The following is a 24,956-nucleotide window of genomic DNA, read 5'->3' on the forward strand; positions in this document are numbered from 1 at the left end:
GTCCGTTTGCACAAGGTTTTTTGCCGGGAATTGTTGTTACGGGGAGGGATTAAAAAACAAAAGATCGCAGCCTCCGGCAGCTCCTACAGGTGTTCACATAACCCTGTAGGAGCTGCCGGAGGCTGCGATCTTTTTATCAGGCCGGTTGAGCCTGCATGCTCAGCGGTCGCAACGGCAACAGCGGTGCATGCGGATCGGCTTTCACCGAAGCCCGCCAGGCATCCAGCCACTCGGCGTGGCCTTCAGACCAGACCAACTCGTGCAGACGTGCCAGCGCTACCGGATCGCTCAACAGTTGCAGGCGATCATGGTTGCTCAGCGCTGCCGGACCCGCCTTCAGGGCGTGACGTACACGCTCCTGACGCAGCCACTCGATCGGCTCGGCCTGACCGTGACGGGCCGTCGCCAGCGAGCACGCCAGGGCGTTCTGCTGCGGATCGACCACGGCGCGGACGAAGCCGTCGTTCAGCGCGTGCCAACGGTTCTCGTGGGTGTACTGGTCGGTCGCCAGCAGCGCCTGTGGCGGATTGTATTCCTCAGGGATGAGGAACAGGCTCTCGTCACGGGACTTCAGGCCCAGCCCGACACGGCTGGAAATCACCGACACCGGGATCGACAGCATCAGCGAACCGACAATCGGCACCAGCCACCACAGGAAGCTCGGGTTCAGCCAGATCACCAGCAGCGCCCAGAAGAAGCCCAGCAGGGTCTGTGGACCGTGGCGCTTGACCGCCTCGCTCCATGGCGTGGAGTCGTCGTCACGCTGCGGCGAGTTCCAGGTCGCGGCCCAGCCGAGGAACGCGGCGAGGACGAAACGGGTGTGGAAAATCATCCGCACCGGCGCCAGCAACATGGAGAACAGCATCTCCAGCAGCATCGACAGGGTCACCTTGAACTTGCCGCCGAACTCTTTCGCGCCCTTGGCCCAGATCAGGATGATGCTCAGCAGTTTCGGCAGGAACAGCAGCACGATAGTCGTCGAGAACAGCGCAATGGCTTTGTCCGGGTGCCATTGTGGCCACAGCGGATAAAGCTGACGCGGTTCGAGGAAGTACTGCGGCTCCATCAGCGTGTTCACCGCCAGCAGCGCGGTCGACAGCACCAGGAAGAAGAACCACAACGGCGCCGACAGGTACGACATCACGCCGGTGAGGAACACCGCGCGGTGCACCGGGTGCATGCCTTTGACCAGGAACAGGCGGAAGTTCATCAGGTTGCCGTGGCACCAGCGACGGTCACGCTTGAGTTCGTCGAGCAGGTTCGGCGGCAGTTCTTCGTAGCTGCCCGGCAGGTCGTAGGCAATCCACACGCCCCAACCGGCACGGCGCATCAGCGCGGCTTCAACGAAGTCGTGAGACAGGATCGCTCCGGAGAACGCGCCCTTGCCCGGCAACGGCGCCAGGGCGCAGTGGTCGATGAACGGCTTCATGCGGATGATCGCGTTGTGACCCCAGTAGTGGGATTCACCCAGCTGCCAGAAGTGCAGACCGGCGGTGAACAGCGGACCGTACACGCGGGTGGCGAACTGCTGCATGCGCGCATACAGGGTGTCCATGCCCGACGCACGCGGCGCGGTCTGGATGATCCCGGCGTCCGGCGTGGCTTCCATCAGGCGTACCAGACTGGTCAGGCACTCGCCGCTCATCACCGAGTCGGCATCGAGCACGACCATGTACTTGTAGTCACCGCCCCAGCGACGGCAGAAGTCGTCGAGGTTGCCACTCTTGCGTTTCACACGACGGCGACGGCGGCGATAGAAGATCTTGCCGAAGCCCTTGGCTTCGCGGCAGACGTCCAGCCAGGCCTGTTGCTCGGCGACACAGATATCGGTGTCGTTACTGTCGCTGAGGACGAAGAAGTCGAAGCGATCCAGATCCCCGGTCGCCGCAACCGACTCGAACGTGGCGCGCAGACCGGCGAATACCCGAGGCACGTCTTCGTTGCAGATCGGCATCACCAGTGCGGTGCGCGCGTCTTTCGGAATCGGCTCGTTGCCCGCGCTTTTGCCGGAAATACGGTATTTATCGTGACCGGTGAGCAACTCGAGGAAGCCCATCAGCGCCGTCCAGAAACCGGCCGAGACCCAGCAAAACAGAATCCCGAACAGAATCAGGATGCTGGTTTGCAGCGCATACGGCAGCACTTGCGTGGCGGTTTGCAGCAGCGGTTGATGCAGCACTTCGTCCAGGTCGACGAACGACCAGCCCTGGTACGGCATGATGCCTTTCATGTACCAGCCGGCGACGATGGTCTGGCCGAGCATCAGCAGCAACAGGATGTAGCGGCGGATCGAACCGACGGTGCGCCAGCGCGCGGCCGGCAACACGTTCTCGTCCTTCGGCGGTTGTGGGGGGTTGGTACGCCCGGTCAGGCGGCGCCAGCCACGCACCAGAATGTTAGTGCGCCACGGTTCCGGCACGACTTTGGTCCGACGGATTGGCGGCGTCGCCTTCATGGCGACCCGGCCGCTGGCGTCGAGCACCAGCATTTCCGCGTCTTCCAGCTCCTCGGCGGTGCTCAGGGTCAGGCGCTTGCCCACCGACGCCTGGGCGGCTTCGGCAGGGGCGTCGAACGTCGGCGACGACAGGCGCTGGTGCAGTTCGCTGAAGGACTGGCAGCCCGCGAGTTCCGCGCGCTGCTCGTCGGTCATCGGCAGATGCGCCAGATACTCGGACAGAGTCTCTGGCTGTACTTGAGAGTTACTCATCGGCAGGCAACTGATAGCTCCAGGTCTCGGTCAGGACTTCTTCAGTCGGTGCCGATTCCGGTGTGGCTGGGGCCGCGTTCGCAGCCGATGGCTGCTTGGCGTCTTTGTTGGCCTTGTCCTTGGCATCGGCTGCTGGCTTGGCGTCGGCCTGTTTGGCTTCGGCGGCCTTGGCTTCCTTCTCTTCCTTCTCTTGTTGCTTGGCGGCGACCTTGTCAGCCTTGGCCACCGACGAATTCGACGCCGGTACCGAAGACTTGGCCAGATCAGCAGTGACTACCGGCTGAACCAGCGCAGCACGCATCTCGGTCGACTTGCTCGCATCCTTGATCTTCATCCGCAGGGTCAGGCGCCAGCCTTTGGTTTCCGGGTTGTAGCGCACGCTGTTCTCGACCAGTTCGGCGTTATCGCCAACGCTGACCTGACTGCGCACGTCGGCATCCGGGGCCAGAGCGGCCAGCGATGGACCTTCGAAGTCGACCAGGTAAGCAACGCTGCCGTCCGGCTGACGGATCAGGTTCGACTGTTTGACGTCACCGGTCGAACGCAGGGTCTGCTTGACCCAGGCGCTGTCCGGGGCGTGAATCGCCGCTTCGTCCATGGTCCAGTGCAGGCGGTAGGCGAAGTCCAGAGGCTTGCCCGGCTCCGGCATGGTTTCCGGGCTCCAGAACGCAACGATGTTGTCGTTGGTTTCGTCAGCGGTCGGAATCTCTACCAGATCAACGGTGCCCTTGCCCCACTCGCCCTTCGGCTCGATCCAGGCGCTTGGGCGCTTGTCGTAGCGATCGTCGAGGTCTTCGTAGTGGCTGAAGTCACGGCCACGCTGCAGCAGACCAAAACCACGCGGGTTCTCGACGCTGAAGTTGCTCACGGCCAGGTGTTTCGGGTTGTTCAGTGGACGCCAGATCCACTCGCCGTTGCCGGCATGGATCGACAGACCGCTGGAGTCGTGCAGTTCGCGACGGTAGTTGAGGACTTTCGACGGCTGGTTGGCGCCGAACAGGAACATGCTGGTCAACGGCGCGATGCCCAGTTTGCCGACCTTGTCACGCAGGAACATCTGCGCCTTGACGTCGACAATGGTATCGCTGCCCGGACGCAGGATCAGACGGTAGGCGCCGGTGGCACGTGGCGAATCGAGCAGGGCGAAGATCACCAGGTGCTTGTCGCCCGGCTTCGGCTGTTGAATCCAGAATTCGCGGAAACGCGGGAATTCCTCGCCCGACGGCAGCGCGGTATCGATCGCCAGACCACGGGCCGACAGGCCGTAGGTGTGGCCCTTGCCGACGACGCGGAAGTAGCTCGCGCCGAGCATGGTCATGATTTCGTCTTGCTTGTCGGCCTTGTTGATCGGGTACAGCACACGGAAACCGGCATAGCCCAGTTGCTCAGTGGCCTTCGGATCGAACTTGAGGTCGCCGAAATCGAAGCGGGTCGGATCGTATTTGATCTCTTCGACGGTGTTCGCCGTGATTTCGTTGATTTTCACTGGTGTATCGAAGTGCATACCCTGGTGATAGAAGGACAGTTTGAACGGGGTCTTCTGATCAGCCCACTCAGCCTTTTCGGTGAGGAAGCGGATTTTCTGATAATCCGCGAACTTCATGTCGCGGAATTCGTTCGGCAGGTTGCTGCGCGGGGCTTCGAACTTCTGCCCGGCCAGCTCTTTAGCCTTGGCGGATACATCGTCAAGATTGAACGCCCAAAGCTGACCGGCGCTGAGCAGGCACAGGAGCGCCGAACCCGCTACCAGGGCACTTCGCATGCGTTTGGCAGACATTTTTGCTGCATTACAGGGACTAACAATCACGAGCAACCCTCGCCGAAAACAGATCAAAAAACCAACGGCCAGCTATCTATATGCCAGGTTGGCGAGCATTGTTCCGACTCCGCTGGGGCAAAATGATTCCCCAATCGGATCCAGACAAGTCTCTACCTAAGTCAATAATGGACCAACGAACGCTGATCCCCATAGCGCGCGATTATCTAGTAGCCCGCGTGACAACGCATCAGGGGTAACAAAGTATTTATCGCGAAAACAGCCTAAAAACAGTCGAAATTTCCTAAAAAGGTGTTTCAGACGCTTTCAGGTCTGTAACAAAAAGGTAACCGGGCCATCGTTGACCAGGTGCACCTGCATATCCGCGCCGAATCTACCTGATGCCACAGTGCCATGCATCTGTTTCGCTTTGCTTAATAGATAGTCGAACAATTCCTCGCCAAGGGCCGGTGGCGCCGCGGTGGAAAAGCTTGGGCGCAACCCGCTCTTGGTGTCGGCAGCGAGGGTGAACTGAGAGACCAGCAGCAACCCGCCGCCCACATCCGCCAGGGACAGATTCATCTTGCCCTCGGCGTCACTGAATACCCGATAGTTAAGCAGCTTATGCAGAAGTTTGTCGGCGCTGGTACGCGTGTCGTCGGGTTCGACCGCCACCAGCACCAGCAAACCTTGATCTACCGCACCCACGACTTCTCCCGCGACTTCGACTCGTGCACCGCGCACGCGCTGTAGAAGCCCCTTCATGCTTCTTCAGGCGGCAGGTCGAGCAGGCGGCGCGCCATGTTGCTCGCGGCGCGCACCAGCGCGTCGGTGATACCCGGCTCGGAAGCGGCGTGGCCGGCGTCGCGAATCACCTGCAGCTCGCTGTTCGGCCAGGCCTGATGCAATTCCCAGGCGTTGTCCAGCGGGCAGATCACGTCGTAGCGACCATGAATGATCACCCCCGGCAGGTGCGCGATCTTGCCCATGTCGCGGATCAATTGATTCGGTTCCAGGAACGCGTTGTTGGTGAAGTAGTGGCATTCGATCCGCGCGATCGACAGTGCGCGCTGCGGCTCGGAGAAACGATCGACCACCAGCGGGTTCGGCCGCAGGGTCGCGGTGCGCCCTTCCCATGTCGACCACGCCTTGGCCGCGTGCATCTGGGCGATCTGATCGTTACCGATCAGGCGCTTGTGGAAGGCGCTGAGCAGATCGTCGCGCTCATCCAGCGGGATCGGCGCGATGTAGTCCTGCCAGTAGTCGGGGAACAGACGGCTGGCACCGGCCTGATAGAACCACTCGATTTCCTGCGGACGGCAGAGAAAGATCCCGCGCAGGATCAGCCCGTGAACACGCTCCGGATGGGTTTGCGCATAGGCCAGCGCCAGGGTCGAGCCCCAGGAGCCACCGAACAGCACCCATTTGTCGATGCCCAGGTGCTTGCGGATACGCTCGAGGTCGGCGACCAGATCCCAGGTGGTGTTGTTTTCCAGGCTGGCGTGCGGTGTGGAACGGCCGCAGCCGCGCTGGTCGAAGGTGACAATGCGATACAGGTTCGGATCGAAGTAGCGACGGCTCTGCGCGTCGCAACCGGCGCCAGGACCACCGTGGATGAACACCACCGGCAAGCCTTCCGGCGAACCGCTTTCGTCGACGTACAGCGTGTGGGTGTCATCGACAGCCAGATCGTGCCGGGCGTAGGGTTTGATCTGCGGAAACAATGTCTGCATTGCGCGCTCCGTAAGGGGTCGAGGTCATCCCTGGGGGGACTTCTATTATTCTGCCGTCCGGCATCATAAACCCGATTTACGTCAATGAGCATGCCCGTGCGCTGTCACAATTTGTCAGCCATGAACTCCAGCAGGTTTTCGTAGAGGCGATCGACTTCGGCGACCTGATACCGCGCCCGCAGACATCCGTGAACCAGCCCCTCGCCGTAATACAGCACGGTCTCGCCCCCGGCGGCGGACAGTCGTTCGGCGTAGCGCACACCGTCGTCGCGCAACGGATCGAACTGCGCCACGCCGATCCAGGCCGGGGGCAATCCTCTGAAGTCGTCGGCGAGCAACGGCATGGCCCAGGCATTCGGTTGTGGCGTGCCACGCAAGTACAACGCGTGGTAACAGTCCACATCACTGCTGGTGAGCAACGGCGCATCGGCGCATTCGCTGCGTGACGGCAAATGCTCGTCGCCGCCCAGTCCGGGATAGATCAGCACCTGAGCGTTGGGCAGCGTCTCGCCGGCATCGCGCAAGGCCAGGCACAACGCGGCGGCGAGATTGCCACCGGCGCTGTCGCCGGCTACCAGCATCCGCTCGCGGTCGAAACCGAACGACCCGCTACGCAGGGCACGCCAGACACTGAGGCAATCGTCGAACCCGGCGGGAAACGGATACTCCGGCGCCAGCCGATAATCCACCGCCACCACCACGACCCCCAGCGCCATGGCCAGTTCGCAGCAGATGAAATCGTGGGAATCAAGCCCGCCGAACACCCAGCCGCCGCCGTGCAGGTACACCACACAGGGCGGTGACGCCCCGAATGGGCGAAAGACGCGAACCGGCACCGCGCCCAGCTTGAAGTCCTCTACTTCAAGCCCTGCCGGTCGCGGCGGGGTAAATGCCCGGCACATGTCGTCATAGGATTCGCGCAATCCGGCGAGGCTGCTGTCGTCGCTGGCGAAACCTTCGGTTTTGGCGACAAACGCCGCCATCGCCGGCGACAGTGGATACGTGTTCATCAGTTTTTCAGGCTGGCCTGAACCGTGGCCACGCCATCCTTGCCATCGAAACTGCTGACACCCGCCAGCCAGCGCTGCAAATCTTCCGGGTGCTCACGCAGCCAGGTCTTCGCCACTTCCTGCGGTGTCTTGCGCTCCATGATCGGCACCATCAACTGGCTTTCCTGAGCGGCGGTGAAGGTCAGGTTTTCCAGCAGTCGATGGACGTTCGGGCAGCGTTCGGCGTAGTCCGGCGCGGTGACGGTGGAAACGGTGGCGGCGCCTTCGTTGGGGCCGTAAACGTCTTCGCTGCCGGTCAGGTAGGTGATTTTCATGTTGATGTTCATCGGGTGCGGGGTCCAGCCGACGAACACCACGAACTCCTTGCGATTCACCGCCCGCTGCACGGCGGCGAGCATGCCGGCCTCACCGGACTCGATGATCTTGAAATCCTTCAGACCGAAACGGTTGGTTTCGATCATGGTCTTGATCGTGGTGTTAGCCCCGCTGCCGGGCTCGATACCGTAGATTTTTCCGCCGAGTTGAGCCTTGAATGTCGCGATATCACCAAAGGTTTTCAGCCCTGCCGCCGCCACGTAATCCGGAACTGCCAGCGTCGCCTGGGCATCCGCCAGACTCGGCCTGTCCATCACTTTGACTTGGTTAGCGGCAAGGAACGGCGCGATGTTCTTATCCATCGCCGGTTTCCAGTAGCCGAGGAAGATGTCCAGACGCTTGTCTCGGATGCCGGCGAAGATGATTTGCTGCACGGCGCTGGTCTGCTTGCTTTCATAGCCGAGGCCGTTGAGCAGCACATCGGCCATGCCGCTGGTGGCGATCACGTCGGTCCAGTTGACCACCCCCATGCGCACCGCTTTGCAGGAAGCATCGTCGGAAGCCATGGCGCCAGCGCTGAGCAGCGTAGTGCCGGTGAGGATTAACGCACAACGAGTGAACAGTTTTTTCATGTGGAATCGTCTCGTGCGGCAGCGGGTTATTGTTCGGATCGGTGTCTTCTCGCACCGTGGCCGAAACATTACGCAGCAGACGAGGCCGAAAAGCGACCTGAGGCGACCGGGATTTGCACGGTGGCGACTGTCGGCCCCTCCCCGTCGATCGCAGACCTGACGTCACTAGTCAATAACGGCGAACACACAGCCGCCCTGCTGTTTGCTCTTGCAAATGTAGGTTTGCAAACCCGCTCTGGACTCCGGCTGGAGTTTCCAGTTTTTAAGATCCAGCAGTCGTACCGCCAGTTCCGGGCGAACATCCGGGCGGTAATACAAATCCATTTTTTCTCCCTTGTGGGTTGAATACATGCATCGACTCAAGATGCCACGACTGACCCCGCCTGCATTCGCCGAATAGAAAATGGCTCCATTGAACGATTTCACGGGCTCGGCGGAAAAACCGTCACCGTCCTTCGTCCGGACCGACGAAACAGTCCCTACCCATTGGCCCTCGCGGCTGACCGTATTGGCCGTGAAAACACCTCGAGTGTTCTTGATGTTTTCAGGCAAAGGGCAATGGTCTACTTCAAGTGCCTGGACGCTCATCGTTAGTAGACTTAACGACAGGACTACAGCTGCTTCTACTTTCATTTAACGGGTCTCCCGAAAATTCATCTGCCGAAAAAACAGATTTCGCGCAGACGGTAACGCTTCCGAGACTGAAAAACGGTAGCAAGCATCTGTGTATTACGTAGTCCGATTCCTCATTTTCCAGAGGAACAATGATCACGCCCATTCACGCGATCATTGAACACTTGAATCAATAGTTTGCCTGGCCCCAGGCGAGCAGCTCTTGCAGCAGCTCCTTCAGCACCACCCGTGTCGGCTCCGCCAGATCGGCGCGGTAGCGGAACGGTTCGAACTCTTCCATGTAGGTGCTCTGGCACAGCTCCAGTTGCACGGCGTGGATGTTCTCGGCCGGGTCGCCGTAATGGCGGGTGATGTGGCCGCCCTTGAAGCGTCCGTTGAGCACGTGGCTGTAATGGTCGTGGCGCGCGCAGATGGCTTCCAGTTGCGTCGCCAGCTGCGGATCGCAACTGGCGCCGTTGAAGGTGCCAAGGTTGAAGTCCGGCAGTTTGCCGTCGAACAGGTGCGGGATGATCGAGCGGATCGAATGCGCGTCGAACAGCAGTGCATAGCCAAACTCAGCCTTCAGCCGCGCCAGCTCTTGTTGCAGGGTGCGGTGATACGGCGTCCAGATCTGCTCCAGGTAAGTCGCGCGCTCTGCTTTCGTGGGCTCGTGCCCTTCGCGGAACAACGGGATACCGTCAAACAGCGTCGCCGGGTACAGCCCGGTGGTGGCGCCGGCATACAGTGGTTTATCGTCGGACGGACGGTTCAGGTCGATGACGAACCGCGAGTACTCGGCGGCCAAAGTGCTGGCGCCCAGCGCCTCGGCAAAATCGTAGAGCTGCGGAATGTGCCAGTCGGTGTCCGGCAGGCTTTTCGCGTCCGCGATCAACCCGGCCTCGACCGCAGGCGTCAGGCGCACGCCGGCATGCGGCATGCTGATCAGCAGCGGTACGCGACCTTGTTTGAAACTCAGAACCTTATCCACAACCGCTCTCCTACAAACTTGATTCAACGCCGTGACGCACGACGCGTTTGTCCAGATCGCCACCGAGCCAATAGGCCAGGTCCGCCGGACGATCGATGTGCCAGGCGACAAAATCCGCGACCTTGCCGACTTCCAGCGAGCCATGCGTATCGGCCATGCCCAGCGCTTGCGCGGCATGAATGGTCGCGCCGGCCAGGGCTTCTTCCGGGGTCATGCGGAAACAGGTGCACGCCATGTTCAGCATCAGGCGCAGCGACAGTGTCGGCGACGTGCCGGGGTTGAGGTCACTGGCGATGGCGATTTTCACCTTGTGCTTGCGCAAGGCGTCCATCGGCGGCAACTGGGTTTCGCGCAGGAAATAAAACGCCCCCGGCAGCAGCACCGCGACGGTGTCGGATTTGGCCATGGCGATGGCGTCGTCTTCATCCATGAACTCCAGATGATCGGCGGACAACGCGTGATAGCGCGCCGCCAGGCTGGAGCCATGCAGCGAGGATAATTGTTCAGCGTGCAGCTTCACCGGCAGACCGAGTTTCTGTGCGGTGATGAACACCCGCTCGACCTGCTCCGGCGAGAACGCCAGGTATTCGCAGAACGCATCCACGGCGTCGACCAGCCCTTCGGCGGCCAGCGCCGGAAGCATCTCGGCACAGATGTGCTCGATGTAGTCGTCAGCGCGATCCTTGTACTCCGGCGGCAACGCGTGGGCGGCCAGACAGGTGCTGCGCACGCTGATCGGCAGCTCTTTCTGCAGACGCCGGATGACCCGCAGGATCTTGCGTTCGCTGGCCAGATCCAGACCGTAGCCGGACTTCATCTCGACCGTGGTCACGCCATCGCGCATCAGGCTTTTCAGGCGTTTGGCGGCGCTGGCGAACAACTCGTCTTCGCTCGCTTCACGGGTGGCGCGCACGGTGCTGGCGATGCCACCGCCCTGCGCTGCAATTTCCGCGTAGCTGACGCCTTGCAGACGCTTTTCGAATTCGCCGCTGCGGTTACCGCCAAACACGGTGTGAGTGTGGCAATCGATCAGGCCGGGGGTGACCCACGCGCCTAGCAGGTCGTTGACCGCCGGGTATTCGCCGGAGGGCAATTGAGTGCGCGGGCCGATCCACTCGATGTGCGCACCGAACGTCACGATGGCCGCATCCTCGATGATCGAGTAAACGCCTTGCGCCATGGTTGCGACGTGGCAGTGTTGCCAGAGGGTTTTCATCCCAAGTCCTCGTCTTGTTCAAAATCGTATCGCTGGCAAGCCAGCTCCCACAGGTATTGCGTTGTCCCTGTGGGAGCTGGCTTGCCAGCGAAAGGGCCCTTACAGGCTAGGCAAAAGCTTCACTGGAACCAGTTCGGTCAGGCACCGCGAAGCCAGAAGTTCAGTCGCGGCATTGATGTCCGGCGCAAAGAAACGGTCCTTCTCATAGAACGGCACTTCCTTACGCAGAATCGCCCGCGCCTGTTCCAGTTTGGCCGAGGTCTTCAGACCGTTGCGCAGGTCCAGGCCCTGCACCGCCGCCAGCCATTCCACCGCGAGAATCCCGCGAGTATTCTCGGCCATTTCCCACAGGCGCTTGCCGGCGGCCGGGGCCATGGACACGTGGTCTTCCTGGTTGGCCGAGGTCGGCAGGCTGTCGACCGAATGCGGATGGGACAGCGCCTTGTTCTCGCTGGCCAGTGCAGCAGCCGTCACCTGGGCGATCATGAAACCGGAGTTGACCCCGCCGTTGGCCACCAGGAACGGCGGCAGTTGCGACATGTGCTTGTCCATCATCAGCGAGATGCGGCGCTCGCTCAGCGAGCCGATTTCAGCGATGGCCAAGGCCATGTTGTCGGCGGCCATGGCCACCGGTTCAGCGTGGAAGTTGCCGCCGGAAATCACGTCGCCTTCAGCGGCGAATACCAGCGGGTTATCCGACACGGCGTTGGCTTCGACGACCAGCACTTCGGCGGCCTGGCGGAACTGGGTCAGGCAGGCGCCCATGACTTGCGGCTGGCAACGCAGCGAATAGGGGTCTTGAACCTTCTCGCAGTTCTGGTGCGAGTCGGAGACTTCGCTGCGCTCACCCAGCAGGTCACGGTAAGCCGCAGCGGCGTCGATCTGGCCCTTCTGGCCACGGGCAGCGTGGATGCGCGCGTCGAACGGCGAGCGCGAGCCGAGGACCGCTTCAACGGTCAGACCGCCCAAGGCGATGGCACCGGCAAACAGATCCTCACCTTCAAACAGGCCGCGCAGGGCAAATGCGGTGGACACCTGAGTGCCGTTGAGCAGCGCCAGACCTTCTTTTGCGGCCAGGGTCAGCGGGCTCAGACCAGCGACTTTCAGCGCTTCGGTCGCTTCCATCCACTCGCCCTTGTAACGTGCCTTGCCCTCGCCCAGCAGCACCAGCGACATGTGCGCCAATGGCGCGAGGTCACCCGAGGCACCGACCGAACCTTTCAGCGGAATGTGCGGATAAACCTCAGCATTGATCAGTGCAATCAGCGCATCGATCACCACGCGGCGGATGCCGGAGAAACCACGGCTGAGGCTGTTGACCTTGAGCACCATGATCAGGCGCACCAGCTCATCACTGATCGGCTGGCCGACACCGGCGGCGTGGGACAGCACCAGCGAACGCTGCAGGTTTTCCAGGTCTTCGCTGGCGATGCGGGTCGAGGCCAGCAGGCCGAAACCGGTGTTGATGCCGTAGGCGGTGCGGTTCTCGGCGAGGATCTGTTCAACGCAAGCGACGCTGGCCTCGATCTGCGCGGAGGCGCTGTGGTCGAGGGTCAGCTTGACCGGGTTCTGATAAACGTCACGCAGTTGGGCCAGGCTCAGTTGGCCGGGGATCAGGTTCAGCGCAGTCATTTATGTGCTCCTTTTGTGAGTTCGTCTCTTGAATAAAGAGAAACTACCAGTCGCTCCGGAGCATTCCGTTATCCGTCGCCTCTCGCCTTCTGAGCGATCCGCGCCTTGGCACGCTGGTATGGGTATTGTCAGTGCAGATTCGGTAATACGTTGTGCAGCGAATTCGGGTCTTTCAACACGCTTGCGGCGGCAGCGATATCAGGCGCCAGCCAGCGGTCCTGATCGTAGGCCGGGACCGTTTCGCGCAGCAGTCGCCACGCCCGGTCAGTGCCCGCGCCAAAGCGCTGTTCCTTGAGGAATTCAAAGGCCTGCGCCGCCAACAGATATTCGATGGCGAGGATCTGCGTGCAGTTTTCCAGGGCACGGTGAAGTTTGAGCGCGGCGCTGGTGCCCATGCTCAGGTGGTCTTCCTGCAGGCCCGAGGTGACATAGTTGTCGAGCACCGCCGGCTGCGCCAACTGGCGGTTTTCCGCGCACAGCGAGGCGGCGACGTATTGCACGATCATCATCCCGGAGTTCACCCCCGGATTGGCCACCAGAAACGCCGGCAAACCGCTGACGTGCGGATTCACCAAGCGATCGAGACGGCGCTCGGCAATCGAGCCGATTTCGGCCATGGCAATCGCCAGCAAGTCCGCCGCCATCGCCACCGACTGGCCGTGTGGGTTGGCTTGCGACATCACCCGGAAATTCTCCGGCGTGCCCAACAGCAGCGGATTGTCAGTGCAGCCGTTGAGTTCGGCTTCCACTTGCTTGATCGCGTGCTCCAACTGATCACGCGCCGCGCCGTGGACCTGCGGGATCGAACGGATGCTCAGCGCATCCTGAGTGCGAATGCCTTGGCTGGCCGCGATCACTTCACTGCCATCGAGCAACGCGCGCAGATTGATCCCGACCTGCTGCATGCCCGGGTGCGGCTTGAGCGCGATGATCTCGGCGTCGAACGCCGCAATCTGGCCGCGCTGGGCTTCGAAGCTCATGGCACCGATGACATCGGCCCATTGCACCAGCCGCGTGGCATCGGCAATCGCCAGACAGCTGAGGCCGGTCATGCACGGTGTGCCATTGACCAGGCACAAGCCGTCCTTCGCACCGAGCTGCACCGGTTGCAGCCCTGATTCGGCCAGCGCCTGTTGCGCCGAGGTGATTTGCCCGCGATAGCTGACATTGCCCACGCCGAGCAGCGCGATGCCGATGTGCGCCATGTGCGTCAGGTAGCCCACCGAACCTTGCGCAGGAACCTGGGGGGTGATGCCGCGATTGAGCAGCGCCAGCAGCGCTTCGACTACGCGGCGATGAATGCCGGATTTGCCGTGGCTGTAGTTGTGGATCGCGGCGCAGAGGATCGCGCGGGTCTGCTCGTCCGCCAGCACCGGGCCGACGCCGCAGGCGTGGCTGAGCAAGGTATTGCGCGAGAGCTGGCTGAGTTGTTCGTCTTTCAGCGAGACGTTGGACAAACCGCCCAGACCGGTGTTGACGCCATAGGCGCGCTCGCCGCTTTCGACAATGCGCTGGACGATGGCCTGAGCATTTTCGATGCGCGCCCAGGTCTCGCTCGACAGTTCCAGTTGCGCGCCGTGACGGGCGACGGCGACCACGTCCTGCCAACGCAGGGGGCCGCCGGTGATGATGATTTTTTCAGTCTGGGACATCTAAAAACCTCATACCAATTCTGTTGATACACCCTGTGGCGAGGGAGCTTGCTCCCGCTGGACTGCGAAGCAGGCCCAACGTTTTTGCGACCGCTGCGCGCTCGAGCGGGAGCAAGCTCCCTCGCCACAACAGCAGTCTCCCTCCATATCTCTCAAACCACCGCCGCCCGCCGCTGCACGAACCGGTCGACGTACTCATCCGCCGGCGAATGCAGGATCTCGCGCGGGGTGCCGACCTGAATCAGGCGACCATCCTTGAGGATCGCGATGCGGTTGCCGATGCGCACAGCCTCGTCGAGGTCGTGGGTGATGAACACGATGGTTTTGTGCAGGGTCTTTTGCAGCTCCAGCAACTGGTCCTGCATCTCGGCGCGGATCAGCGGATCGAGCGCACTGAACGCTTCGTCCATCAGGATGATGTCGGTGTCCGCCGCCAATGCACGGGCCAGGCCGACGCGCTGACGCATGCCACCGGAGAGCTGATGCGGGTATTTGTTTTCGTAGCCCTTGAGGCCCACGGTGTTGATCCAGTGCAGCGCGCGTTCGGAGCACATCTGCTTGCTCTCGCCACGCACTTTCAGACCGTAGGCAACGTTGTCGAGTACGGTCTTGTGCGGCAGCAGGCCGAAGCTCTGGAACACCATGCTGATCTTGTGCCGGCGAAATTCGCGCAGGGCGTCCATGTCGTATTGCAGGATGTCCACACCATCGACAAGGATCGCGCCGCTGGTCGGGTCGATCAGCCGATTGAAGTGGCGCACCAGGGTCGACTTCCCGGAACCGGACAGGCCCATGATTACGAAGATCTCACCGGTGCCGATGCTCAGCGACAGGTCATTGACCCCAACCACGCAACCGGTCTCGTTCAGCACTTGATCCTTGGTCTTGCCTTGGCCGACCATCGCCAGTGCATCCTTGGCGCGGTTGCCAAAAATCTTGAAGACGTTTTTGACTTCGATCTTGCTCACGGTTGCGTTGCTCATTTGCTCACCTCATGCCGTGGCCGACCGTACGCCTGAGTAATGCGGTCGATGACCACTGCGAGAATCACGATCGCCAGACCGGCTTCGAGGCCGCGTCCGACGTTGAGGGTCTGAATCCCCACCAGCACATCTTCACCCAGACCACGGGCGCCGATCATCGAGGCGATCACCACCATCGACAGGGCCATCATGGTGGTCTGGTTGATCCCGGCCATGATGCTCGGCAGGGCCAGCGGCAGTTGCACGCCGAACAGTTGCTGCCAGCGGTTGGCACCAAAGGCGTTGATCGCTTCCATCACTTCGCCGTCGACCTGGCGAATGCCCAGATCGGTCAGGCGAATCAGCGGCGGTGCGGCGTAGATCACCGTGGCGAAAATCGCCGGGACCTTGCCCAGGCCGAACAGCATCAGCACCGGGATCAGGTACACGAAACTCGGCATGGTCTGCATGATGTCGAGCAGCGGCATCAGCACCGAACGCAGGCGATTGCTGCGCGCCGAGAGAATCCCCAGCGGAATGCCGATCAGCACCGAAATGATCGTCGCGACCATCATCAGCGCCAGGGTCTGCATGAGTTTGTCCCACAGGCCGACGGCGCCCACCAGGAACAGCAGACCGACGATGACGGCGGTGGTCACCACTTTACGCGTGGCGTGCCAGGCGACGACGCCGACGATCGCCAGCATCAACCACCATGGCGCCGCGCGCAGCAGGCCTTCGAGGTTGACGATGGCCCACAGCAGGGTGTCCGAGATGTGGCGGAACACATCACCGTAATTGGTGACCAGCGAATCGACCCAACCGTTGACCCAGTCGGCGATGGAAAAGGTAAAGCTTTCGGGAAACATAAGCGGCTCTCAATCAGAAATCTCAATCAAGCGATTACGGCATATCTCCCGGCCAGCCTCACGGTTAGCCGGGAGGTATCGACCTACAGCGCCGCGTCGATTTTCTTGGCTGCGTCGTCACTGACCCACGCATGCCAGACCTCAGGATGTTCCTTGAGGAAGATTTTCGCCAGTTTTGGCGACTCGATACGTTCCTTCGCCATGCGTCCCAGGTTCTGGTTCAGCAGGTCGATCGGCAGGTTGACCTTTTCCAGCACGGCCACCAGTTCCGGGGCTTGCTCGTGGAAGGTTTTCGACAGGCCGACCTTGATGCTCACGGTCTTGTCGACGCCCGGTTTCTCGTCGAGTTTGACCGCGTCGATCTGGCCCATCAGCGGGGTTGGCGACCAGTAGTAGAACAGGATCGGCTCGCCACGCTTGTAGCTCGACAGCACCGCCGCATCCAGCGCCGGGCCGGTGCCCGGACGGAAGTTGGTATAGGTGCTTTCCAGACCGTAGCTTTTGAGCATTTCGCTGTTGTCCAGCTCGCAGGTCCAGCCCGCCGGGCAGTTGTAGAAACGGCCCTTGGACGGCTCTTCGGCGTCTTTGAAGATGGCGGCGTATTTGCCCAGATCGGCAATGTTTTTCAGGTCCGGGGCTTTCGGCTCAAGCTTGCGCTTGGCGTCGCCTTCGATCACGTAGCGCGGCACGTACCAGCCTTCGACGGCGCCGACGATCGGCGCACCGACACCGACGACCTTGCCGGCCTTCTCGGCCTTGTTCCAGACCTCGCTGCGGCCGACCCATTCTTCGGCGAACACTTGAATATCGTTGCTGCTCAGGGCGTTCTCCATGGTGATGGAGTTGCCCGGCAGGCTGTCGGTCTTGCAGTCGTAACCTTTCTCCAGCACCACTTGCAGCACGTCGGTCAGCAGCATGCCGCTTTCCCAGTTCAGGCCGGCGAATTTCACCGGTTTGCCGGATTCGCACCAACCGGCGGCCTGGGTGGCGCCGGCACTGGCCAGCAGGCCCATGGACAGCAATGTGGTGAGCAGGGTCTTGTTCGATTTCATTGTTGCGACGCTCCTAATCATGAATTGGCTTACGGCAGTCAAGAGGCATCCAGCCCTGTCCACGTCCAATCAGGCCTGCGCCGCAGCGCGACCGGCCCCACTTTTTTCAGGTGGTACAACGCTGTTCTGCTCGACCGGCAGAATCAGATGATCAGGCACCGAGCCGTGCCATTTTATGGCGCACACGTAATACAGGGCGGCAGGCAGCACCAGACCGATGATCCAGGAGATGTCCACATCGCCGAGGGCGGCCACCAGCGGGCCGGTGTAGAACTTGGTGGAGATGAACGGCAGCTGCACCAGCACACCGAACACGTAGATGCTGATCCCGAGCAGGTTCCAGCGCCCGTAGCGACCGTTCGGATCGGCCAGCGCCGGTACGTCGTAGCGCTCGCGGGTAATGCAGTAGTAGTCGACCAGGTTGATCGCGCTCCAGGGCGTGAAAAATGCCAGCAGGAACAGGATGAACGACTTGAATGCACCGAGGAACGAGTGCTGGCCGAGCAAGGCGATCAGGGTCGCCGCACCGACGATCACCAGCACGAACACCAGACGCTGCATGCGCGAGACCGTCAAGTTCCCGCGGAAACCACTGATGATGGTGGCTATGCACATGAAGCTGCCGTAGGAGTTCAGCGTCGAGATGGTTACCTTGCCGAACGCGATGCTGAAGTACAGCAGCGCCGCGGTGGCACCGGTGCCGCCCAGCCCGACGATGTACGCCACTTCGTGACCGGCAAACTGGCCGTTGGCCGAAGCGGCGGCGAACACGCCAAGAACCATCGCCACTTGCGCCCCGATCACCGAACCAGCACCCGCGGCGAAGAAGGTTTTCACCGAGGAAACCTTGCTCGGCAGGTAGCGCGAATAGTCCGCCACATACGGGCCGAACGCGATCTGCCAGGACGCCGCGAGCGACACCGCCAGCAGGAAGCTGCTCCAGCTGAAGTGGCGGATCTGCAACAGAGCCCCGACATCCACCTGACTCAGCAGACGGCTGAACAGGTACACGAAGGCGATCACGCCAATCACGCTGGCGACCCGGCCGATCCAGTGGATCACCCGATAACCGAGCACCGTGACCAGTACAATGACGCTGGCGAACAGCAGGATGCCAACGGTGTCGCTGACGCCGAACAGCTGGCCCAGCGCCTGACCGGACAACACGGTGCCGGTAGCGGTGAAGCCCAGGTACATCAGGCACACCAGAACAATCGGGATCGCCGCGCCATAAACCCCGAACTGCACGCGGCTGGAAATCATCTGCGGCAGGCCCAGTTTCGGCCCTTGCGCGGCGTGCAGCGCCATCACGCCGCCGCCCAGCAGTTGACCGATCAACAGACCGATCAACGACCAGAACACATCACCGCCCAGCACCACGGCCAAGGCCCCGGTGACAATCGCGGTGATTTGCAGGTTCGCCCCCATCCACAGGGTGAACTGGCTCAACAGACGACCGTGTCTTTCCGCTTCGGGGATGTAGTCGATCGAACGCCTTTCGATCAACGGTTTGTTGCCTGCACGATCGGGGGTTACAGCCATGATTCAACCTCTGTGGATTGTTATTCTGGGTTGGTTCGTACCCCTGTAGGAGCTGTCGAGTGAAACGAGGCTGCGATCTCTTGATCTTAAAAAATCAACATCAAAAGATCGCAGCCTTCGGCAGCTCCTACAGGGTTGAGCGTTTATTTGCCGGTAATCATCGGCAGGTTCAGACCCTGCTCCTTGGCGCAGTCGATGGCGATCTGGTAACCGGCATCGGCGTGACGCATGACCCCAGTGGCCGGGTCGTTGTGCAGCACGCGGGCAATGCGCTCGGCCGCTTCATCGGTACCGTCGCAGACAATCACCATGCCCGAGTGCTGCGAGAAGCCCATGCCCACGCCACCGCCGTGGTGCAGGGAAACCCAGGTCGCGCCGCTCGCGGTGTTCAGCAAAGCGTTGAGCAGTGGCCAGTCGGACACGGCGTCGGAACCGTCCTGCATCGATTCGGTTTCGCGGTTCGGGCTGGCCACCGAGCCGGAGTCGAGGTGGTCGCGACCGATCACGATCGGTGCCGACAACTCGCCGCTGCGCACCATTTCATTGAACGCCAGACCGAGCTTGGCGCGCAGGCCCAGACCGACCCAGCAGATACGCGCCGGCAGACCCTGGAAGCTGATGCGCTCGCGGGCCATGTCCAGCCAGTTGTGCAGGTGCGCGTCGTCCGGGATCAGTTCTTTGACCTTGGCGTCGGTTTTGTAGATGTCTTGCGGATCGCCCGACAGCGCCGCCCAGCGGAACGGGCCGATGCCACGGCAGAACAGCGGACGAATATAGGCCGGTACGAAGCCCGGGAAGTCGAACGCGTTTTCCACGCCTTCTTCCTGCGCCATCTGACGGATGTTGTTGCCGTAGTCGAAGGTCGGAATGCCTTGCTTCTGGAATTCCAGCATCGCTTTGACGTGTACGGCCATCGATTGCTTGGCGGCTTTGATCACAGCGGCCGGCTCGGTCTTGGCGCGGGCGCGGTACTCGTCCCAGGTCCAGCCGGCTGGCAAGTAACCGTTGAGCGGGTCGTGGGCGCTGGTCTGGTCGGTGACCATGTCCGGGCGTACGCCGCGCTTGACCAGTTCCGGGAGAATTTCTGCGGCGTTACCCAGCAGCGCGATAGAGATCGCTTTGCCTTCGGCGGTGTATTTGGCGATGCGCGCCAGCGCGTCGTCGAGGTCTTTGGCTTGCTCGTCGACGTAGCGGCTTTTCAGGCGGAAATCGATGCTCACCTGCTGGCATTCGATGTTCAGCGAGCAAGCGCCGGCCAGGGTTGCCGCCAGCGGTTGTGCGCCGCCCATGCCGCCGAGGCCTGCGGTCAGCACCCACTTGCCTTTGAGGTTGTCGTTGTAATGCTGGCGACCGGCTTCAACGAAGGTTTCGTAGGTGCCTTGGACGATGCCCTGGCTGCCGATGTAGATCCAGCTGCCGGCGGTCATCTGGCCGTACATGGCCAGGCCTTTGGCGTCGAGTTCGTTGAAGTGCTCCCAGCTCGCCCAGTGCGGTACGAGGTTGGAGTTGGCGATCAGCACGCGCGGGGCATTGCTGTGGGTCTTGAACACGCCGACCGGCTTGCCGGATTGCACCAGCAGGGTCTCGTCGTCGTTCAGGTTGGTCAGGCTCTCGACGATCTTGTCGTAGCACTCCCAGTTGCGCGCAGCGCGACCGATACCACCGTAGACCACCAGCTCTTTAGGGTTCTCGGCCACTTCCGGGTCGAGGTTGTTCATCAGCATGCGCAGCGGCGCTTCGGTCAGCCAGCTCTTGGCGGTCAGCTTGTTGCCGCGCGATGCACGGATTTCGACGTCGCGAAACTTAGTCATTTTGTTGTCAGTCACGAAAGAGACTCCTCAGCGATCAATTCAAACCAACCCTGGCAGTGGGCAAGCAGCCTGCGCGCCTCAATGCGCGACAAGCGAATCAGTGGACGCTGCGGACTTATACGCATACGTCTTTACTTGTACATACAAGCATATGCAATCAAGCGGCCAACTTGCTGGAGGGGCGTTCAGGAAAAATCGCGGACAGGGCTACAGAGCGCCTGAAACAAGGCTTTCGGCGCTGATGAAAATTTTCGCGGATGTGTTCGGGGGGAATGGACGGCTGTTACGAAGGCGGGGTTTTGCGCCACGCTGGGGCGTTCGGTAACAAGTTGGTGCGTGAAGGGAAACAGAGCTTGTGAATGCAATTGTGGCGAGGGAGCTTGCTCCCGCTGGGCTGCGAAGCGGCCCAAAATCGGTGTTGACCGGAATGGGGAGTCCTTCGGCCTCCAGCGGGAGCAAGCTCCCTCGCCACAGGGGATTTGCAGAATACAGGGATCAGCGTGCGGTCAGTTCGATCACGCAGCAACCGCCATTGACCGCGACCTCAACCAGCCCGGTGTTACCGTCCAGTTGCAGGCAATCATGCCGTCCAAGCTGCGCGGTCTTTTCACCGACCGTTACTTCGAGCAACTCACTGACACTGAACACCAGCACCGTCGATGCCGAGCTGAAAAACCGCTGCTCACCGTCCAGCCACTGCAGTCGTGCGCTGTAGCGCTGCGGTGCGTAGATCAGGTTGAAGTCGCGAATGGCGCCGCCGAGCAGCGTGCACGACACCTGGCTCTCACCACTGAAAGCGAACGGGTCGAGCGGTAACAGCGGGCGTGTGTCATCGCCGTCGACACACAGGGTCATGCCATCGCCCTGCAACACCGTGATGACTCGCTGGTAACCGATAAAGGTCGAAAAACCGCCCGACTCGGCAATGTCGGCAATCGACAGGCGCCAGCCGAAACCCTCAAGGCCTGCGCCGGCGTCGCGGGTGATTTCTTCAGTGCTGCCGCCGCCGTTTTTCCACGGCATGCGCGGGTAACCCTCGGCGCGTAAAACTTTCACTTCACTGCTCATTTATGAAAGCGTCCTTCCAGACGATGACGGGAACCTGGGTGGATCAGGCGCGCCGCCGTCACCGGCTGGCGCCCCGACCACGTGCGGCGGCGGATCAACAGGCACGGCTCGCCTTTTTCGATCTGCAGCAACTTGCACTCGGACGGCTCGGCGAGGATCGCTTCGACCACGTGCTCGCCCTCGGTCAGCGGCGCCACCTGGTTGAGATAGGCGTAAGGGGTTTGCAGGGTGAAGTCCTGCTTGAGGTATTCCGGAGCGACCAGCGCGTTGACGAAACGGTCTTCGATTTGCACCGGAATGTCGTTTTCGTAATGCACGATCAGCGAATGGAAGACCTTCTGCCCTTCGCGCATGTCCAGCGCCAGTGCGCGCTCGGAACCGGCGGCCTCTTCTTCTAGGGTGATCACCTGGCAGGTGTGGCGATGGCCACGGGAGGCGATTTCGTCGGCGATGTTGTGCACTTCGAACAGCGCAGACTGGCTCTTCGGTTCGGCGACGAACGTGCCGACGCCTTGCATGCGCACCAGCAGGCCGTCGGCAGTCATCTCGCGCAGCGCGCGGTTGATGGTCATGCGACTGAAGCCGAGCTGGTTGACCAGCTCGCTTTCCGACGGCACGCGGTAGTGCGGCGGCCAGTTACCGCTGTCGATCTGCTGGGTGATCATCTGTTTGACGCGGGCGTACAAGGGCGCCGGACTGTCGCCCAGGTTCGCGGCCAACGGGGAGACTGGAGGCGGAGTCGGCACGGTTGATCCCTGTTCATTGATGAAAGTGACTAGCTTGCCGGAGTTTACCGGGCAGGCAAACGTCTGTATATGTATATACAAATAACACACGATGGGGTGCTGAACCATGTCCGCCTTCTTTGCCGAACGCGCGCTGCTGCCTAACGGATGGGCCAACAATGTACGTCTTGAGGTCAGCGCCGAAGGCGTGTTGACCCAAATCCTGGCCGATTCCACCGCAGATGGCGCCGAACGGCTGAGCGGTCCGCTGTTGCCGGGCATGCCCAATCTGCACTCCCACGCTTTCCAGCGCGCGATGGCCGGCCTGGCCGAAGTGGCCGGCAATCCCAATGACAGTTTCTGGACCTGGCGCGACCTGATGTATCGGCTGGTCGGAAAAATCAGCCCGGAGCAACTCGGCGTCATCGCCCGTCAGCTGTACATTGAGATGCTCAAGGCCGGTTATACCTCGGTCGCCGAATTCCATTACGTGCATCACGACAATAACGGCCAGCCTTACGCCGACCCGGCTGAACTGGCGCTACGCATCAGCCAGGCCGCGAGTGAAAGTGGCATCGGCCTGACCCTGCTGCCGGTGCTCTACAGCCACGCAGGTTTTGGCGGGCAGACGCCGAACGACGGCCAGCGCCGCTTCATCAACAGCACCGAAAACTACCTGAATCTGCAGTCGCGCCTGCAGCCACTGCTGGCGCAGCAAAAGGCACAATCGCTGGGGTTGTGCTTCCACTCGTTACGCGCGGTCACCCCGCAGCAGATCAGCGAAGTGCTGGCGGCCAGCGACAAACAGTGCCCGGTGCACATTCACATCGCCGAACAGCAGAAGGAAGTCGATGACTGCCTGAGCTGGAGCGGTCGCCGTCCGTTGCAATGGCTCTACGAAAACACCGAGGTCGATCAGCGCTGGTGCCTGGTCCACGCGACCCACGCCAACCTGGAAGAAGTCACGCTGATGGCCAAGAGTCGCGCCATTGCCGGCCTGTGCCTGACCACGGAAGCCAACCTCGGCGACGGGATCTTCCCGGCGGTGGATTTCCTCGCCCAGGGCGGGCGCATGGGCATCGGTTCGGACAGCCATGTCTCGCTCAGCGTGGTCGAAGAACTGCGTTGGCTGGAATACGGCCAGCGCCTGCGCGATCAACGCCGCAACCGCTTGTATGGCGCGGATCAGCCGATGGTCGGGCGCACCCTGTATGACGCCGCGCTGGAGGGCGGCGCCCAGGCGCTGGGGCAACCGATTGGCGCACTGAAGGTTGGCAAGCGTGCGGACTGGATCGTGCTGGATGGCAATGATCCGTATCTGGCCACGGCCCAAGGTGACGGGATCCTGAATCGCTGGTTGTTCGCCGGCGGCGATCGCCAGGTGCGCGATGTGCTGGTCAACGGCCAGTGGGTGGTGCGTGACGGGCGGCATGCTGGCGAAGAAGACAGTGCTCGCGCGTTCACCCAGGTTCTGCGCGAACTTTTAGGCTAAGAAAAGCAAAAGATCGCAGCCTGCGGCAGCGCCTACATGGAAATGAGATGGTTCCAGTAGGGGCTGCCGAAGGCTGCGATCTTTTCGCTCTTAATTCGAAGTTTTGGCCATCTGCCGATCGGTCGCGCGCCAGATCAGTCGCGTGGTGTCATAACCCTGCTGCCGCGCCTTGCTCAGCAGCTCCTCACGCACCACACCGTTGACGGTCGGCGTGCGGGACAGCAGCCAGAGGTATTTGCGGCTCGGGTCGCCGACAATGGCGGTCTTGTAGTCATCGCTGACGTACAGCACCCAGTATTCACCTTTCGCCACACCCGGAATCAGCCGTGAGAACCAGGTATCGAATTCGACCCACAGTTTGTCGGTCTTGCCCGGCACCTGTGGATAAGCCTGGCCCTTGGCCTCTTCCCACTGCCAGTCGGCAGTCAGGCAGCGATTGAGCACATCGACGTTGCCGTCAGGCCTGAGCGCGTAATGGGCTTCGGACTGCGCGCAATTGCGCTGGAAGTACATCGGCAATCGCGCCAGTTCGTACCAGGTGCCCTGGTAACGCTTGAGGTTGACGCTGTGGACTGTCTTGGGCGCCAGCGGATCTTCACCGTGCGTGGCGCAGCCGGCCAGTACCAGGCCGGCAAAAAGAACAAACAATAACCGCTTCATTATTTTTCTCCCGTGGGCGCGTAGCCCCGGATTACTTCAGGCCTTGGCCGGAAAACATCAACACTTTGTCACCGGCGTACTGCACGCTGATAAAGCTTTTCTGGTCGCCCCAGGTGCAACTGGACATGCCGAGCGCGCCCGAGCAGTCAGTGGGTTTGCCGAGCAGCGTCTCCACTTCGGCCTTGGCCATGCCGGCCGAAAGCTTGGAATAGTTTTCCTGATTGACCTTGCTGCACGCGGCCAGCAGCACGCAAAAAGTCAGAAGGGCGATAGATCGCAGCGACATGAAGTAACTCCTGGAGCGGAAGGGGGGTGGCATGGCGCCAACCAGAAGCTTAGAAGAGAAAACCCCTTTCTGGTTCCCCACGCGGGTGGCTATTTATTGCTCCGCTCGTCTGGCATTTACCGGCAAATCAGCGACTTTTTGCGGCTATTGAGCATTTCGTCGCATTTCCTCAAAACCGCCTAATCTTTGGCGCGCCGCGGTCGAAATAAGAGCAGCGCAAAGCCTCCGAGTGTGGC

21 protein-coding genes are annotated in these 24,956 nt (G+C 61.4%); 1 reads left to right on the forward strand and 20 read right to left on the reverse strand.

Going from position 1 to position 24,956, the window contains the following annotated elements; translation table 11 throughout:
* Positions 1–136: 136 nt before the first annotated feature.
* The 18 genes from mdoH to hutC all read right to left on the reverse strand — a co-directional run bounded on the left by mdoH (position 137) and on the right by hutC (position 22,222).
* Positions 137–2,707 (reverse strand): glucans biosynthesis glucosyltransferase MdoH, encoded by a 2,571-nt coding sequence (gene mdoH, locus J5M57_RS21950; RefSeq protein WP_169842612.1) that lies wholly within the window; start codon positions 2,705–2,707, stop codon positions 137–139.
* Positions 2,700–4,484: a glucan biosynthesis protein G gene (locus tag J5M57_RS21955; protein ID WP_243435219.1), complete on the reverse strand. Its 1,785-nt coding sequence runs from the start codon at positions 4,482–4,484 to the stop codon at positions 2,700–2,702. The genes mdoH and J5M57_RS21955 overlap by 8 nt, the downstream gene beginning before the upstream one ends.
* Before the next feature lie 306 nt (positions 4,485–4,790).
* Positions 4,791–5,228 (reverse strand): D-aminoacyl-tRNA deacylase, encoded by a 438-nt coding sequence (gene dtd, locus J5M57_RS21960; RefSeq protein ID WP_064585572.1) that lies wholly within the window; start codon positions 5,226–5,228, stop codon positions 4,791–4,793.
* Positions 5,225–6,196 carry a prolyl aminopeptidase gene (pip, locus tag J5M57_RS21965; RefSeq protein ID WP_083367262.1) on the reverse strand — a complete coding sequence of 324 codons (972 nt, stop codon included), beginning with the start codon at positions 6,194–6,196 and terminating at the stop codon, positions 5,225–5,227. The genes dtd and pip overlap by 4 nt, the downstream gene beginning before the upstream one ends.
* A 104-nt stretch (positions 6,197–6,300) precedes the next feature.
* Positions 6,301–7,206 carry an alpha/beta hydrolase gene (locus J5M57_RS21970; protein ID WP_207849190.1) on the reverse strand — a complete coding sequence of 302 codons (906 nt, stop codon included), beginning with the start codon at positions 7,204–7,206 and terminating at the stop codon, positions 6,301–6,303.
* Positions 7,206–8,153 carry a choline ABC transporter substrate-binding protein gene (locus J5M57_RS21975; RefSeq protein WP_207849191.1) on the reverse strand — a complete coding sequence of 316 codons (948 nt, stop codon included), beginning with the start codon at positions 8,151–8,153 and terminating at the stop codon, positions 7,206–7,208. The genes J5M57_RS21970 and J5M57_RS21975 overlap by 1 nt, the downstream gene beginning before the upstream one ends.
* Positions 8,154–8,318: 165 nt before the next feature.
* Entirely contained in the window at positions 8,319–8,786 is a 468-nt protein-coding gene (locus tag J5M57_RS21980; protein WP_207849192.1) for a DUF3757 domain-containing protein, read from the reverse strand.
* Between the two features lie 169 nt (positions 8,787–8,955).
* The gene (gene hutG, locus J5M57_RS21985; protein WP_207849193.1) at positions 8,956–9,753 is read right to left on the reverse strand and encodes an N-formylglutamate deformylase; all 798 of its coding nucleotides are present in this window, start codon (positions 9,751–9,753) and stop codon (positions 8,956–8,958) included.
* Positions 9,754–9,763: 10 nt separating this feature from the next.
* Positions 9,764–10,969, reverse strand: a complete 1,206-nt coding sequence (gene hutI, locus J5M57_RS21990; RefSeq protein ID WP_207849194.1) for an imidazolonepropionase — start codon at positions 10,967–10,969, stop codon at positions 9,764–9,766.
* 99 nt (positions 10,970–11,068) lie between these two features.
* Positions 11,069–12,601, reverse strand: a complete 1,533-nt coding sequence (gene hutH, locus J5M57_RS21995; RefSeq protein WP_207849195.1) for a histidine ammonia-lyase — start codon at positions 12,599–12,601, stop codon at positions 11,069–11,071.
* A gap of 128 nt (positions 12,602–12,729) precedes the next feature.
* Positions 12,730–14,253 carry a histidine ammonia-lyase gene (hutH, locus tag J5M57_RS22000; RefSeq protein ID WP_207849196.1) on the reverse strand — a complete coding sequence of 508 codons (1,524 nt, stop codon included), beginning with the start codon at positions 14,251–14,253 and terminating at the stop codon, positions 12,730–12,732.
* Positions 14,254–14,405: 152 nt separating this feature from the next.
* Positions 14,406–15,236 (reverse strand): glycine betaine/L-proline ABC transporter ATP-binding protein, encoded by an 831-nt coding sequence (locus tag J5M57_RS22005; RefSeq protein ID WP_052178219.1) that lies wholly within the window; start codon positions 15,234–15,236, stop codon positions 14,406–14,408.
* Entirely contained in the window at positions 15,233–16,084 is an 852-nt protein-coding gene (locus tag J5M57_RS22010) for a proline/glycine betaine ABC transporter permease (RefSeq protein WP_007949591.1), read from the reverse strand. The genes J5M57_RS22005 and J5M57_RS22010 overlap by 4 nt, the downstream gene beginning before the upstream one ends.
* Positions 16,085–16,167: 83 nt before the next feature.
* On the reverse strand, positions 16,168–17,136 hold the full coding sequence (locus tag J5M57_RS22015; protein WP_064585562.1) for an ABC transporter substrate-binding protein: 969 nt from the start codon (positions 17,134–17,136) through the stop codon (positions 16,168–16,170).
* A gap of 69 nt (positions 17,137–17,205) precedes the next feature.
* Positions 17,206–18,678, reverse strand: coding sequence for a cytosine permease (locus tag J5M57_RS22020; RefSeq protein ID WP_207849197.1), 1,473 nt, complete (start codon positions 18,676–18,678; stop codon positions 17,206–17,208).
* 143 nt (positions 18,679–18,821) lie between these two features.
* Positions 18,822–20,489, reverse strand: coding sequence for a urocanate hydratase (gene hutU / locus J5M57_RS22025; RefSeq protein WP_099093345.1), 1,668 nt, complete (start codon positions 20,487–20,489; stop codon positions 18,822–18,824).
* A gap of 495 nt (positions 20,490–20,984) precedes the next feature.
* Positions 20,985–21,557, reverse strand: coding sequence for a HutD family protein (locus J5M57_RS22030; protein WP_207849198.1), 573 nt, complete (start codon positions 21,555–21,557; stop codon positions 20,985–20,987).
* A complete protein-coding gene (hutC, locus tag J5M57_RS22035) occupies positions 21,554–22,222 on the reverse strand; it encodes a histidine utilization repressor (protein WP_232519483.1) in 669 nt (222 codons plus the stop codon). The genes J5M57_RS22030 and hutC overlap by 4 nt, the downstream gene beginning before the upstream one ends.
* A gap of 187 nt (positions 22,223–22,409) precedes the next feature.
* On the opposite strand from hutC, the gene J5M57_RS22040 reads away from it, so the two are divergent.
* Positions 22,410–23,774 (forward strand): formimidoylglutamate deiminase, encoded by a 1,365-nt coding sequence (locus tag J5M57_RS22040; protein ID WP_207849199.1) that lies wholly within the window; start codon positions 22,410–22,412, stop codon positions 23,772–23,774.
* A gap of 90 nt (positions 23,775–23,864) precedes the next feature.
* Here J5M57_RS22040 and J5M57_RS22045 read toward each other — a convergent pair whose 3' ends face one another.
* Both J5M57_RS22045 and J5M57_RS22050 read right to left on the reverse strand, forming a co-directional pair.
* Positions 23,865–24,434, reverse strand: a complete 570-nt coding sequence (locus J5M57_RS22045; RefSeq protein WP_169842622.1) for a lipocalin family protein — start codon at positions 24,432–24,434, stop codon at positions 23,865–23,867.
* Between the two features lie 31 nt (positions 24,435–24,465).
* On the reverse strand, positions 24,466–24,720 hold the full coding sequence (locus J5M57_RS22050; protein ID WP_007961748.1) for a hypothetical protein: 255 nt from the start codon (positions 24,718–24,720) through the stop codon (positions 24,466–24,468).
* Between the last annotated feature and the right edge of the window lie 236 nt (positions 24,721–24,956).

The organism is Pseudomonas sp. 86_A (genome assembly GCF_017491705.1).
Classification (GTDB): domain Bacteria; phylum Pseudomonadota; class Gammaproteobacteria; order Pseudomonadales; family Pseudomonadaceae; genus Aquipseudomonas; species Aquipseudomonas koreensis.